Here is a 13,767-nt window from a genome sequence, read left to right as displayed (position 1 = left end):
AGGTCCCAGTCGAGAGGTCTTTGGACCCCTTTCGCTCGGAGGGTCGTCCGGCAATCCTCGACTGAGGGGTGGGGATCCCAAACGGAGGACCATCAGTGAACAGTTTCCCGGCATCGGCTTCCGGGATCGACCGTCTGCGCTCGCAACCAGGTGAGGACCCATCCCCGCTTGCGAAGATCCTGGTGGTCGAGAGCAATCCGGCCACAGCCGAGCTGCTGGGACTGACGCTGGCCTCGGGGGGATATCAGGCCGTTCGGACGATAAGTGCTCGGCGGGCGCTGAGCACAGCGAAGCTGACACCGGATCTGGTCGTGGTCGGTCCGTCACTGGCCAATACGCACCCCCCTGTGCTGTGTGCGCTGCGGGCGCGGACCGACGCCCCGATACTGGCCTCGAGCAGCGATACCGATGCGGGCACCGTCGAACGGGTCCTGACCGCCGGTGTGTCGGAATGCCGGCTGATCCCGCTCCCGGCCCGTGACCTGCTGACCCACGTCGCCGCTCTGCTTCGCTCCTCTATGGCCGGGAGTCGATCGCGATGGCCGTCCGACTCCGCGACGCCGCCGAGGGCACACCACGGATGGCCCGCGACGCGGCCGACGTCGAGGGCGCACGTACCCGGACCTCCCATGTGGGATGAAAACAACAATCGCGTCAGGTGGTACAGGAAGCCGCTGAAATACCTGGTCACCATGACGCCGCTGAAATGCCTGGTCGCCACGTTCCTGATTGCGGCGAATTCGTTGGCGATCTGGTCGCTGATCATGATGTAGCGATCTCGCAGATCACCGACCATGCCCGCCACGCCGAACGACTCCGCCGCGACCGAGTTGTGGGTCCCACCGGCACCGGCGCATCAGCGGTCTCCTCGAGACATGTATCGCTGCTGGTAGAGACTCTGCTGAGCCCCGTCCGATGTCCGGGTGGGGGTTCGGTCGTTGTTTCGCCGGCACAGTGCGTCGACCGGTTCGGTCGGTGCGGTCAGCGGCGTTTCTGGGATGATTGGCGTCAGATCGGTGCGAGGAGTGCCACCCCCCGCGGCACGGGTGTTGGATTACCTGCCGTTTGCTCTCCTTGTTGGGAAGCTGGGCCTTCCGGTATCGAACCGCGTTATCCTGCCGTCTGTGCAATTTGCTCTAAAATTGCTGGTTCGGGTGTGGGTCTGATCGAAGGTGGTCGCATCCGTGGAGTCGTGGGTGCGAGCAGTGCCGTGGCCCGATGGTGGCCAGGAGAACTTCAAGACGAAGGCGGCTCTCGATGACAGACTTCGACTATTGCGTGATCGGTGGCGGATTCGCGGGGTTGACGGCTGCCTTGCGGCTGAAGCAGGCGGAGCGATCGGTGGTTGTGCTGGAAGCCCGCGACCGGCTCGGTGGGCGCACATTCACCGAGGTACGCGCGGACGGTTGCTGGATCGACCGCGGTGGTGCCTGGATCGGGCCGGGACAGGACCGCATCCGTGCCTTGATGAACGAGTTCGGAGTCCGGAGTTACCCGCAGTACACCGACGGTGAAGCCATGATGGTCGTCGACGGCAAGCAGTACCGCTACACCGGCACGATCCCGTGGACGATGAGCCCCTGGGCATCGATGAATCTCGGCGCGAGCATGGTCGAGCTGGGGCACATGTGCAAGTCGATCCCGCTCGAGGCGCCGTGGGAGGCGAAGAAGGCCGACAAGTGGGATCGGATCAGCCTGGCGCAGTGGCTGGATCGCACCGTCTGGTCCAAGCCCGCCTACGAGCTGCTCGAGACCGCTATCGCGGGCAGTTACACCTCGGCCGCCTCGGAAGTGTCGATGCTTTTCGCGCTGTATCAGATGGCATCGGGAGGTGGGCCGAACTTCGTATTCGGCGTCAAGGGCGGCGCCCAGGACGCCCGGCCCGTCGGGGTATGGGTGCGATCTACGGGCCGATGGCGGCCGAGCTCGGCGACTCGATTCACCTGTCGCAGCCGGTGCACAGTATCGAGCAGGACGCCGCCGGGGTAACAGTGCATGCGGATGGATCGACGGTGCGCGCGCGTCGGGCGATCGTGGCCGTCCCCCTGGCGATCGCCGGTCAGATCCGGTACGAGCCGATGTTGCCGGTCGATCGCTCGTTCCTGCATCAGCGGGTGCCCAGTGGCTCGATCATCAAGATTTCCGTCCTGTACGACGAGCCGTTCTGGCGGCGCGACGGATTGTCGGGTCAGTCGGCCGCGCCGGGATCGCCGGCCACCGTCACCATCGACGGCTGCACCGACGCCGGGCGACCCGGGGTTCTGTGCGTCATTTCCGAGGGGCCCATCGCACGGCAGATCGGTCGACTCGATGCCGCCGAACGCAGGACGGTGATCCTCCACGAATTGGTCACGCGATTCGGTGAAAAAGCCGGTCTCCCGGTCGACTACATCGAGCAGGACTGGAGTGCCGAGCGCTATTCCGGTGGCGGGATGCTCAGTCACACGCCGACCGGTGTGCTCACCCAGTTCGGCCGTACGCTGCGCGAACCCTGCGGCCGTATCCACTGGGCCGGAACCGAGAGCTCGGCCGTCATGTGCGGTTGGGTCGACGGAGCCATTCGCTCCGGTGAACGAGCCGCGAGCGAAGTGCTGCAGCACGAACTCGCCGCGGTATGAGGTCGGCCGACCCGAAGCTCTTGTGCGGCAAGGGTTTTGACTCGAGAGCGGCGGCGCATGGTCGGAGCGCGGATTGCACGCCTGGATAGCTCGCCTGGATAGCTCGCCTGGTTGTGCGGTACTCGCTGACACCCCCATTCCACATACCAGCAGGTCAGCGGCTCATTACCGGCGCGCTACACCGTTCCTGGATAGTCTCGTGGAATGGTGCGGAGCAAGGCAAGCGACGTCGACGGCTATCTGACCGAGGTCCCCGAGGAACGCAGCGCCGTGCTGGCCGAGTTGCGGCGGCTGTGCCGAAAAGAGCTGGTGGGCTTCGACGAGGTCATGGCGTACGGGATGCCCGCATACGAGCGGGACGGTGTCGCGGAGATCGCATTTGCCAGCCAGAAGCAGTACATCTCTTTCTATCTCATGCGCAGTGACGTCCGTGACGCGTTCGCGGAACAGCTGGCCGGGCAGGACATGGGCAAGGGCTGCCTGCGGTTCCGCAGGCCGGAGAACATCGACTTCGGCCTGCTGCGGGATCTGCTCGACGCAACCGCGGCCCGGCCCGGCACGATCTGCTGACCGCGTGGCCGCCGCTGAGGTCATTCCCAGGTGCGAGTCTTCGCCACCGGCAACGCTGATTGCACTCGGCATGCTCGCCGACCGCCGCGACGGACTCGGAAAACGGCTTCACTCGAATTGATCGAGGTGGCGCTTGGTGTATCCCATCGCTGGTTCGAGAATCCGAACAGGTAGCAAACTACCCGTGACCGACCCGACCCGCTGCAGCACAGTTGGGGCCGACGATCGGAGCAATTCGGAGGAGGTACGAAGTGATGAAGCTCTCCGGACCGGTGATCCGGGCGGCGATCACACTCGTCTTGCTGGGATTCACCGCGTGGTGGCTGGGGGTGGTGGCCAGCGACCTGGACGTCATGCCGGCCAGAGACAGTGCCGGAGATGTCGTGGACTCCTATCAACGCGCCAAAGACATTCTGCTGGTCGTGCTTCCGCTGCTGACCTCCGCGCTCGGCTACTGGTTCGGCGTGGCCGGCCGGGCCCAGGCCGAAGCCAAGGCGGTCCAAGCCGATGCCGCGGCGGAGCGGACGAATCTGCAACTCAAGACCGTGCTCGACACCAGTACCGAGCCTGGTCTGCTCGACAAGGCGCGACGGCAGTACCCAGAGGCCTTCGAGGCGACATCACGGGGCTGAGGATGCCCCGAACCACGCCGCTGGGTTCGCACTCCAGCGGTCGGTGCGGAAACCTGGCCGTAGTGAGTGGTCGACTACTCATGATCGGCGGACTGACGTGGAGTTGCGGTTCGTCGGGCAATCGAGTCAGGAGAGCCAGTCGGAGTAGTGGGTAGGGGCGAGGTGGGCGTCTCTGTCGGTGAGGACGTCGCCCTTGACGAGGGCGAACATGCCGGCGGTGGGGTCGGTGACGACGGTTCGGCTGTCGCCTTTGCGGGCCAGGGTAATTCGGCCCAGTTCATCGAGGGGGAAGATCTCGGGTCCGGCGATGTTGCGGGCGCCGTTCAACGGGGCGCCTGCCGCGACTTCTGCCACCGCGGCGGCGACGTCCTTCGCGGCGATCGGCTGGATCGGTGTCGTGGGCAATCGGACGGTGTCGCCGTCGGTGGTCCACGACAGCACGGCGTCGATGAACTCCATGAACTGTGTGGCCCGGACGATGGAATAGGGGATCGGCCCGGCCGCGAGGATGCTCTCCTGCAGCACTTTTGCCCGGTAATAGTCCAGGTCCGGCACCTGGTCCGCGCCGATGATCGACAGGATGACGAAATGGCCCACGCCCTGGCTGTGGGCAGCGGTCAGGAGGTTGTCCATGGAGGTCTGGAAGAACGCCGGAGAGGCGTCGTCGAAGGTCGGGGAATTGGTCAAGTTGACGACGACGTCGGCACCGGCCAGGGCTTCGTTCAATCCCGTGCCGCTGATGACATCGACACCGGTGGAATGCGAGTGCGGAATCGCCCGGTGCCCGGCGGCGTTCAGATCCTCGACGACCTGCGATCCGATCAGTCCGGTTCCGCCGATGACTGCGAGTTTCATGAGATGTCCTTCCGGGTGGTGTATCGACCTGCCTGATTTCGTGAAACCTGTTGTGGTTGCATCGAATACGTTTCGGCGCGCCTCTTCGGGCTGCTAGGAGGTGCGGTAGAAGTCGGCTGCGGTGACGGTGACGGGCACCCCGAGTTCGGTGGCTACCGCAGTGATCGCGGTATCGCCGACAGTGAGGTCGGCGTGGCCGTCGGTGGTGAAATACGGTGCGATGAAAGTCTCGTAGTGGGCTCGGACCTCGTCCGCGGTGTGTCGGCCGAGGAAGGTTCGCAGGTAGCGCACCGTGGTATCGGTGTCGTCGTGGATCACCTGTAGCGCACGCCGGTGGGCTCGTACGACGGCCTGGACCGCGGGCGAGTCGGGGCGGAGGTAGGTCGGATCGACGGCTACACCGACAGTGGGGATCTGGAAGTGATCGCCGACCCAGGCCACCACCTGCCAGCCCTCCGCTGCCGCGACCGCTTCGGGTGCCATGGTGCTGCCGACGAGGGCGGCGTCTATCGTGCCGTCGTGCAGCATGCGCAGGTCCATCCCGTAGTCGCCGGGCGAGCGGACGATCGAGTGGATATCGTGGTCCGGGTCCAGGCCGGCCCGACGTAACGCGATCCTCGCAAAGCATCCGGGCGCGGTGCGGGGCGCGTGTACCGCGACCCGTTTGCCGGATAGGCCGGTCGGCGAGGTCATGCCAGAACGGGCGAGGAACCAGAACAGTGGCCGGTCGGTGTTGACAGTCAACGCGACCCAGGGAATTCCGTTGGTCAACCGGGACAGCAGGGCCCGGCCGAGCCCGATGGTGGCGTACCGGCGGAGTCGTTCCTCATCCCAGGTGCAACCGTCGCGCAGGGCAACGTGGACGCCTTCGTCGGCGTAGAAGTCCTGTTGGTCGGCAATGTAGGCAACCAGTTCCTCGTGGAATCCCCGACCGACGTAGGCGAGATCGATCGTGTGCATGAGCGTTCTCCCTCGTCAGTACATGGCCATGCCGCCGTTCACCGCGGCGGTGGTGCCGGTCATGAAGGAGTTGTCCTCGCTGGCATAGAACGCGACCGCCTGGGCGACGTCCCCGGTCAGGGCCAGGCGGCCCAGCGGTGTCGCGGCCACCTGCCGCCGTTTGATCTCGTCGTCGAGCACACCAGCGATGCGGGTGTCCTCGACCGGGCCGGGCTCCACGACATTGACCGTGATGGCCCACGGCCCGAGTTCCTGGGCGAGGTAACGAGCGAACTGCGCGAGTGCGGCTTTGGCGGTGCCGAGCGCGATCATGCCCGCTCGGGGCCGGCGGCTGAGGCCGGTGCCGATATAGATGATGCGCCCCCAGCGCTGTGCCGTCATGGCGGGCAGGACGGCCTTGGTAACGGTGAACGCCGCACGCATTTCGTCATCGAGCTTGCCGCCCAGTTCTTTCCACGTCATGTCCTGGAACGACTTGATCGCATACGGGGTGAGCGCGTTGTGCACGAGCACGTCGACGCCACCCCACTGCGCCTGGACCTGTTCGATCAAGTTCTCGACCGCGGCGGACTCACGGACATCGGCCCGCACGGCCAGCGCGTGGCGGCCTGCCTCCCCGATCTCGGCCACGACCTGCTCGGCCGCTGCCTCGCTGTGCAGGTAGTTGACCACCACGCGCATTCCTCGCGCCGCCAGCAGACGCGCGGTGGCCGCGCCGATTCCGCTGCTGGCACCTGTCACCAGTGCCACTCGCTCCGTGCCTGTGATCATGGCGCGACTCCTTTTGATCCGCGTGGCGGTCGCTGTGATCGCCCCGGTTGGTCCGGGCGTCGATGTCGGAGTGTGTGGAGCGGATCGCTCCGTAGAGCACGATGTCGACCGTGGCCGCTGAAGCGGTTGTGCGACAGTGATATCGGAGGCAGGCGAGATATCAGGGGTGTTGGAGGCGAACGACGGATCACGGCCGCCGCCCGATGTCGGTGGGGTCGAGTTCCGGTTCAACCTCTGAACCGGCTGGGTACGAGGTCCCCACCGCGCGGGGCGCGCGGTGGGGACGTTGCGTCGCTCGGCGCCTCAGATACAGATGGTGAAGATGAAGAAGCCCACCGGGACACCGAAGCAGAACGCGACCGAGCCGAAGGTGTCGGTGACCGGCGCAGGTGTGGGCGGAGCGGCTGATGCGGTGGGAGCGGCCAGCCCGGCGAGCGACAGGGTGATGCCGGTCGCGGCGATTATCGAAGCAATCTTGGTCTTCATGTCTGGGTTCCGTTCCTCGGATGAGCGATGGCGGTCGACCCCCGACCCGGAACAGTTGTCCAATCGATCTTCCGCCGATGATCTCCCGGCGACAACCCCCTGCCGGCCATCTGGCAACTTCGCAGCAGGTAGGGGTCCGGGCACGCGTCGACCATGTCGGCCCGGCATTGCTCGCGGTCCGTTTGTGGCCGCCGCCCGCCTCCCGGCGGACTTCGAACCCCTCCGGTGCCGCCGAAGTGGTTGTGTGGCAAGGTGTTCGGGTGGTCGAATCGCTCAGCGAGCGGGATATGGAAAATCTGCTGACGGCTGTCGGCATTGCGCGGCGGTCGCGTGAGCACGGCAATCATCCATTCGGGGCGGTGCTGGCCGAGCCCGGGGGAAGGGTGTTGCTGGAGGCGGAGAACACGGTGATCACCATGCGTGACGCGACGGGACATGCGGAGACGAATCTGGTGCGGCTGGCGAGCGCCGCCTATGACGTCGAGTTTCTGCGTGGCTGCACGCTTTACACCAGTGCCGAACCCTGCGCGATGTGCGCGGGGGCGATCTACTGGGGAAATATCGGGCGGGTGGTTTATGCACTCGGTGAGGACCAGCTCTTGGCCCTGACCGGTGCGGATCCCGGGAATCCGACCATGGCGCTGCCCTGCCGTGCGGTATTCGCCGCCGGTCAGCGCGCGCTGCCGGTCATCGGTCCGATCGAGCTCGCGGAGGCAAGAGCGGTACACGACGGTTTCTGGCGGGGAAGACCGGCGTAGTAATACCTTCCAACGCATAGGTATTCGCATTTCCGGCAGCCCGAAAGGGGGTCGCCGGCAGGTAGCGGATGGCCGTGCCGGAAAAGGCTGTAAGACACCTGTGAAATAACCCGCGCGACGCGCGGTAGAGCGCATGAAATTTACATGCCGCCTGCGGCGCGGTGCGCTGGTGTTCCGCTATCGTTCATCCCACTATCCGATGCTGCTACTGGCGCGCCAGGGCTGGTTCGTCGATTCCGGAGTGTGTGGCCGGGGCGGCCATTGCCTGACGCGAGCCCCCGACCCCTTCCGAAAGATCGAGGGAACGTGCCCGTACCCGTAACTCTGACCGGCCGTCTGGTACGGCTGGAACCCCTTGCGCCGCAGCATGCTTCGGGGCTCGCGGAGGCTGCTGCGGGGAACCGTGACGAGTATGCGTTCACGCCTGTCCCACACGGTGTGGACGAGGCGCTGGAATACATCGCTCAGGCCCTCTCCGGGCATGCCGCGGGCACCTCGCTGGCCTTCGCCATCGTCGCCGTCGCCAGTGGACGGGTGCTGGGCTCGACCCGGTTCACCCGTTTCGACTACTGGCAGGGCCCGGTGGTGTGGCCGCTGGTGCACGGTATGCCGAGCGGAGATCCCCTGCTCGCGGTGCCCGATGCCGCCGAGATCGGCAATACCTGGCTGTCCCCGCAGGCGCGCGGCGCGGGCATCAATCTGGAGTCCAAGCTGCTGTTGCTGCAGCACGCGTTCGAGGTGTGGCGGGTGCGGCGGATCGCCATGCGCGCGGATGTCCGAAATCTCCGGTCCCGCTTGGCGATCGAGCGTCTCGGCGCCACCAGCGACGGGGTGCGGCGCGCGCACTCGCGCGGGCTGGACGGTGAGGTGCGCAGCACCGCCTTCTACTCCATCCTGGACGAGGAGTGGCCGACTGTCCGGGCCACCATCGACGGCCAGCTGGCGGCGCTGCCGACCCGGCAGGGCACGCACAGCCGTCTGGTCGGCGCGTAACCGGGCCGCACAGCAACCGCGTGACCGATCGGATCGACCGTCAGACCGGTCGGTCCGATCGGTGTCCGGAGACTATAATTCCGGGTGTTGCACCGGTCGGGCGTCGAGGAGAGATCCGTCCGAGTCTGGTAACTCGGCGAGCCGGCACGATTCGGATGACGAAGCCAGCAACCCCTCCCTCGTAAGGAGTGGCGCATGCCCGACCCCATGCGCACCAAGGTCTGCCTCTGCGACAGTCTGTCCGGCTCCCCGGTGCTCAGTCTCTTCCTCGTCCCCGAACCCCGCGTGCCCGGCGCCAGCGTGCTGCACCTGGTGGAGCAGGCCCCGTTGTCCGCGAGGTCGATTCCGCGCCCCAACCGGCATCTCATCGAGTGGCTGCAGGAGCACGGCTCGCCGGCCATCCGCACCCGCTTCCTCGCCTTCGCGGGCGGGCAGCACGACCCGCACGGTGTGCACGCGGTGCTGCACGATCACTTCATCGTCGACCCCGGCCCCATCGGACTGGACATGGACGATCCGGACGAGATGACCCGGCTCGCACTGCTCCCCGAGCACTGGCTCGGCCCGCGGCGCATCGACGACTTCCACGACCTGGCAGTGCGCAGCACCATGCTCGCGGTCTATCGGCACTTCGGTGTGGACCGGCGCATACCGCTCATGTATCACGGCTACGCCGAACCCGAGGACGGCTGGTTCGAGGTCCCCGCCGCCGAGGCCTGACCGGGCTAGTCGAACGGCACCACCGTCAGCAGCCACCACGGCCGCTGCGGTGACTGGAACTCGAAGGTCTGCACGTACATCCGGCGTTCGCGGCGAGTCAGCGGATCGTTCATCAGCACCGTGCGCTCGCGCGGCTCCGGGGGGACGACGTGGCTGTGCCACAAGCGATCCCAGTCGGGGGAGCGGCGGGCCAGGTTGACGATCTCCTCGACCCGATCCGGCCGCAGGTCGGGAGCGGCGGACCGGAAAGCCGACACCATGACCTGCGCCTCGGCCTCCCAGTCGCCCAGCCGGTAGCGGGCCATGGGTTCCAGCAGGATGGCCGTCATCAGGTTCGAACCCGGACCGGTGCCCGGAAACAGTTTCCGGAAGGGTTCGTTCGCGGCCACCACGTCGTAGCCGCCGTCGTGCAGGCAGGCCGGATGCGGAAGGCTGTGCAGGACCGCGAGATCGGCGTCCGGCGGCGGGGAGGGGTCGAACACCCTAGGCAGTGTGCGGGACAACTCTTCGTAGCGTCTTCGTATCGAGTTAAGCCACGTCACAAGACTGGGTACTGTCGCAGAATTTCTGTCATATTGAGAGGATCCTGTTTGGTTTTATTCGAAGTGGGTACGGGGGTCGCACAGCGACATGGCGCTCATACGCATCGGGGTGCTGGGCCCACTGCACATCAGCATCGACGGTCAGCGCGTGCCTCCGGGCGCGCCCATGCAGTGCGCGGTGCTGGGACGACTGGTCGCCGCAGGTGGCCGGGTGGTGCCCACCGAACGGCTCATCGACGACCTCTGGCACGGTGACCCGCCCGCCAAAGCCGTTGCCGCGCTGCAGGTGTACATCCACAACCTGCGCCGGGTCTTCGAGCCGGAACGGCCGCGGCGGGCGCACTCGCGCGTCATCGTGTCCGAATCACACGGCTACGCGCTCAATCTCGAGCCGTCCCAAGTGGATTCCTGGCACTTCGAGCAACTGCTACACGGGCACGAGGCCGCCATGCGCGACCCCGCCGGGCGACCCGACCCGCTGGAGCAGGTGCGGGTGCTGGACGCCGCCCTGGCGTGCTGGCACGGCGGCGCCTTCGAATCCTTCCCCGGAATGCCCTGGGCGGCACAGGAAGCCGCCCGCCTGCAGGCGCTGCGGCTGACCGCCGCCGAACTGCGAGCCCAGGCCGCGCTGGAACTGAACCGGCCCGCCGAGGTGGTGCTGGCGCTGCGGCCCATCCTGGAGGAGCATCCCGGACGCGAGGAATGCGCGCGGCTGCTGGCCGTCGCCCAGTACCGACTGGGACAGTCGCTGGACGCACTCGCCACGGTGCGCCGCAGCCGCGAATTCCTCACCCTGGAATTCGGGGTGGATCCCGGTCCGGGACTGCGGGATCTGGAGACCGCCATCCTCACCCACTCGGTGGACACCGAGACGGTCACCCCGCCCGCACCCGTGCGGCCCGCCGAACCCGAACCGCTGCCCGATCCGGAACCCTTGCCGGACACCGGATATGCCGCGCAGCGCGCCGCCGTGCTGGCCGCCGCCGACGCCGCGTCGGCCGGGCACGTGCGGCTGGTCTGGCTCTCCGGTGAGGCCGGCGCCGGAAAGACCACCCTCGCCACCACCCTCACCACACACCTGGGCGACCGCGGCTGGACCACCGTGTTCGGCCGCTGCCCCGAGGTCGAGTCCGCGCCGCCCGCCTGGGCCTGGGCCGAGGTGCTCACCGGCCTCGACGCCGCCGACCCCGAAACCTTCACCGCCGCCGATGCTTTCACCCTGGCCCGGCGCGTGGTCCGCTCCTGCCGCGAACGCTCGGCCGGGAGACCGATCGCCATCGTGCTCGAGGACGTGCACGGCGCCGACACCGCCACCCTGCAGGTGCTGCGGCAGGTGGTGAACTGGCTGCGGGACTGCCCGATCCTCATCGTCGCCACCCTGCGCGGCACCGAGGCCGGCCCGGGCGTCCGCGACACCGCCGCCGCCCTGGCCCTGTTCACCGCCGACCGCCTCGAACTCGACGGCCTCGACATGGCGGGCACCCGCCGCGCCGCGGCCGCCGCCGGGCTCGCCGCCCCCGACGATCGCACCGTCGAACTGCTCCGCCGGCGCACCGGCGGCAACCCGCTGTTCGTGCGCGAACTCGCCAAACTCGTTGCCACCCAGGGCACCACCGACGGCCTGCCCGAGACCGTGCGCGACCTGCTGGGCCGGCGCATCGGCCAGCTCCCCGCCGACGTCGTGGACCTGCTGCGCCACCTCTCGGTCTGGGGAGAGGACGGCGACATCACCACCCTCGCCGCCTCCGCCGACCGCCCCGCCGACACCGTCATCGACCTGATCGCCACCGCCGAATCCGCGCGCCTGCTGCGCACCGACCGGGCGGGCCGCGTCACCTTCGACCACGCCCTGGTTCGCGAAACCGTCTACTACGACCTCCCCACCCTGCGCCGCACCCGAATGCACTGGGCCGCCTTCGAATACCTGCGCAGCGACCCGGAAGCGGGCCCGGCAGCGCCGGGCTCGACCCGCGCGGCGGTCACGCCCGGACAGGACGACCGACGATCCGAGACCCCCGCCGGGACGGAAGACCTTCCGGGCATGGGGAATCGAGTGCTCAGTGCGTTGTGGGGAGCCGATCATCTGGTCGCGGCGCTCCTCGGGTCGCCACGGCCCAGGGTCATGCGTCGCCCCGACCGGACGCTCGCGGCCCTCCACGGAGCCGACGAGGTGGCCACGAACTCGCCGACCGGGCAGACCGAACCGGACGTCACAGCGATAGGCGACCCCGGCACGGCCGTTCCCGCCGGCTCCGACCGAACACCCGAGTCCGCCCACGCCGGAACGAGTTCCGCGCACGATGCGGTATACGTACCGCGCGGGCGGGACATCGACGCGCTGGCACATCACGCGGCGCTGGGGGCGGATGCCGAAACCGCCACGGTGGCTCTGCCATACGTCCGCGCGGCGGCGCGGCGGTGTGTGGAGCGGCGGATGCGGGCCGATGCCGTGCGGCGGTGGCGATCGGTGCTCGCACTGCACGATCTGGCCGGGCACGCCGGCGCGGGAGCCGCGCGCGCGGATCGGCTGGCGGTGCTCGAGGCGCGATGCGAACTGGTGGTGGCGCTGGCCTACGACGGGCAGCACATCGCCGCGCGGGCGGCCCGCGAGCAGGCGCTCGATCTGGCCGAATCACTCGGCGGCACAGCGTCATCGCCGGGGGGGACGGAGTTGATCGCCCACGCCGTCACCTGCTGGCCGACGCCGCTCATCTGGTCGGTGCACGACTGGCACACCCCGGACCCGCGCATCCGCGAACCGCTGCGCCTGGCCTGCGCCGATACCGGGCTGCCGGCGCGCACGCGAATTCTGTTGCACGTCAGCGCCGTCTTCGATCGCGCCGTCGAGGAACCCTCGGCGGCCCGCATCCTGGCCGGTGCGGCCATGGCCCTGGCCGAACCGCTCGACGACCCGGATCTGCTGTGCACGGTCCTCAACGCGCAGGCGTTCGCGGCCTTCGCGGCGGGCGGCTTCCTGCGCGCCCACGACCTCGAACGGTTTGCGACCCGGCTGCTCGAGGTGTCCACCGCGGCCGAACTCACCGAATTCCGCGCGCTCGCACACTATCTGCTGTTCCGCGCCACGCTGGCCGACGCCGACCTGGTGGCCGCCGCCGAACACGCCGGCCGGGCAGGCGAATACGCCACCGACGGACAGCTACGGCACCTGCTGGACGCCATCGCGCCCTTCGGCATGGTGCTGGAACTGTTGCGCGGCAATACCGATGAGGTGCTGCGCCTGCTCGGCGAGGGCTCCGGCGAACTGGACCAGCTGGTGGCGCACTCCGGCGAGGGCGCGGCCGAACCGACCCGCGACGGCAATGCGCTGCACGTCGGCATCGCCGTCTCCATCGGCTGGCTGCGCAACGACATGTCGGTCTACCTGAACGATCTGCGCGAGCGCACCGCCCTCAAACCGGAGCTCTTCATCCACGGTTACGCACTGGCCCTGGTGCATTCGGGCCGCCCGGAGGAGGCCCGTCGCGTACTGGCCGCCGCACCCTCACCGGCCCCGCAGTTCTGGTCCACCTTCACCGGAGTGAAGGCCCGCCTCGCCATCGCCCTCGAGGATCCGGCCATGGCGCTGGGCGTCTACCAGCAGCTGCTGCCGTACTCGGGCACCGTCTGCGGTCTGGAGACCGGCGCCTCGGTTCTCGGGCCCATGGACCACATCCTCGCCGAGCTGGCCACCTACCTCGGCGACCACGAGCAGGCAGCCGGTCACCGCGCTGCCGCCGAGGAACTGCAGGACAGACTGCAATCCGAGCTGGCCGAACTCGCACCCCGGGGCGTCGGGCTCATGCAGGCCGGCCGCCTCGGACCGATGGGCCGCAGCCGGCTCGTCCACCGACCCTGAGGGAAC

The 13,767-nt window shown here is 68.0% G+C and carries 11 protein-coding genes and 1 pseudogene; 7 read left to right on the top strand and 5 right to left on the bottom strand.

Annotated features, from left to right (window positions below; translation table 11 throughout):
* Positions 1-1,218: 1,218 nt before the first annotated feature.
* The 3 genes and pseudogenes from ACQP1O_RS36935 (at position 1,219) to ACQP1O_RS36925 (ending at position 3,820) form a co-directional block, all read left to right on the top strand.
* Positions 1,219-2,618, top strand: a pseudogene (locus ACQP1O_RS36935) (flavin monoamine oxidase family protein).
* Positions 2,619-2,822: 204 nt separating this feature from the next.
* On the top strand, positions 2,823-3,188 hold the full coding sequence (locus ACQP1O_RS36930; RefSeq protein WP_433562960.1) for an iron chaperone: 366 nt from the start codon (positions 2,823-2,825) through the stop codon (positions 3,186-3,188).
* Between the two features lie 251 nt (positions 3,189-3,439).
* Positions 3,440-3,820: a hypothetical protein gene (locus ACQP1O_RS36925; RefSeq protein ID WP_433562959.1), complete on the top strand. Its 381-nt coding sequence runs from the start codon at positions 3,440-3,442 to the stop codon at positions 3,818-3,820.
* Between the two features lie 126 nt (positions 3,821-3,946).
* Here ACQP1O_RS36925 and ACQP1O_RS36920 read toward each other — a convergent pair whose 3' ends face one another.
* The 4 genes from ACQP1O_RS36920 to ACQP1O_RS36905 all read right to left on the bottom strand — a co-directional run bounded on the left by ACQP1O_RS36920 (position 3,947) and on the right by ACQP1O_RS36905 (position 6,892).
* The gene (locus ACQP1O_RS36920; RefSeq protein ID WP_433562958.1) at positions 3,947-4,675 is read right to left on the bottom strand and encodes an SDR family oxidoreductase; all 729 of its coding nucleotides are present in this window, start codon (positions 4,673-4,675) and stop codon (positions 3,947-3,949) included.
* Between the two features lie 93 nt (positions 4,676-4,768).
* Positions 4,769-5,635 (bottom strand): ABC transporter substrate-binding protein, encoded by an 867-nt coding sequence (locus tag ACQP1O_RS36915; RefSeq protein WP_433562957.1) that lies wholly within the window; start codon positions 5,633-5,635, stop codon positions 4,769-4,771.
* Positions 5,636-5,650: 15 nt separating this feature from the next.
* Positions 5,651-6,406 carry an SDR family NAD(P)-dependent oxidoreductase gene (locus ACQP1O_RS36910; protein WP_433562956.1) on the bottom strand — a complete coding sequence of 252 codons (756 nt, stop codon included), beginning with the start codon at positions 6,404-6,406 and terminating at the stop codon, positions 5,651-5,653.
* A gap of 303 nt (positions 6,407-6,709) precedes the next feature.
* Positions 6,710-6,892: a hypothetical protein gene (locus ACQP1O_RS36905; protein WP_433562955.1), complete on the bottom strand. Its 183-nt coding sequence runs from the start codon at positions 6,890-6,892 to the stop codon at positions 6,710-6,712.
* Between the two features lie 260 nt (positions 6,893-7,152).
* Here ACQP1O_RS36905 and ACQP1O_RS36900 point away from each other — a divergent pair, with 260 nt between their 5' ends.
* The 3 genes from ACQP1O_RS36900 to ACQP1O_RS36890 all read left to right on the top strand — a co-directional run bounded on the left by ACQP1O_RS36900 (position 7,153) and on the right by ACQP1O_RS36890 (position 9,363).
* Positions 7,153-7,650, top strand: coding sequence for a nucleoside deaminase (locus ACQP1O_RS36900; protein ID WP_433562954.1), 498 nt, complete (start codon positions 7,153-7,155; stop codon positions 7,648-7,650).
* A 306-nt stretch (positions 7,651-7,956) separates the two neighbouring features.
* Positions 7,957-8,643 carry a GNAT family N-acetyltransferase gene (locus tag ACQP1O_RS36895; protein WP_433562953.1) on the top strand — a complete coding sequence of 229 codons (687 nt, stop codon included), beginning with the start codon at positions 7,957-7,959 and terminating at the stop codon, positions 8,641-8,643.
* Positions 8,644-8,838: 195 nt separating this feature from the next.
* A complete protein-coding gene (locus ACQP1O_RS36890) occupies positions 8,839-9,363 on the top strand; it encodes a hypothetical protein (RefSeq protein ID WP_433562952.1) in 525 nt (174 codons plus the stop codon).
* A 5-nt stretch (positions 9,364-9,368) separates the two neighbouring features.
* On the opposite strand, the gene ACQP1O_RS36885 is transcribed toward ACQP1O_RS36890, so the two are convergent.
* Complete coding sequence (locus ACQP1O_RS36885) at positions 9,369-9,845, bottom strand: hypothetical protein (RefSeq protein WP_433562951.1); 477 nt, start codon at positions 9,843-9,845, stop codon at positions 9,369-9,371.
* Positions 9,846-9,993: 148 nt separating this feature from the next.
* On the opposite strand from ACQP1O_RS36885, the gene ACQP1O_RS36880 reads away from it, so the two are divergent.
* A complete protein-coding gene (locus ACQP1O_RS36880; RefSeq protein WP_433562950.1) occupies positions 9,994-13,761 on the top strand; it encodes a BTAD domain-containing putative transcriptional regulator in 3,768 nt (1,255 codons plus the stop codon).
* The last annotated feature ends 6 nt before the right edge of the window (positions 13,762-13,767 follow it).

The sequence above is a fragment of the Nocardia sp. CA-151230 genome (genome assembly GCF_050942175.1).
Classification (GTDB): Bacteria; Actinomycetota; Actinomycetes; order Mycobacteriales; family Mycobacteriaceae; genus Nocardia.
The sequence above is the reverse complement of the archived record's forward strand: the minus strand, read 5'-3'. Positions and strand labels throughout refer to the sequence as shown.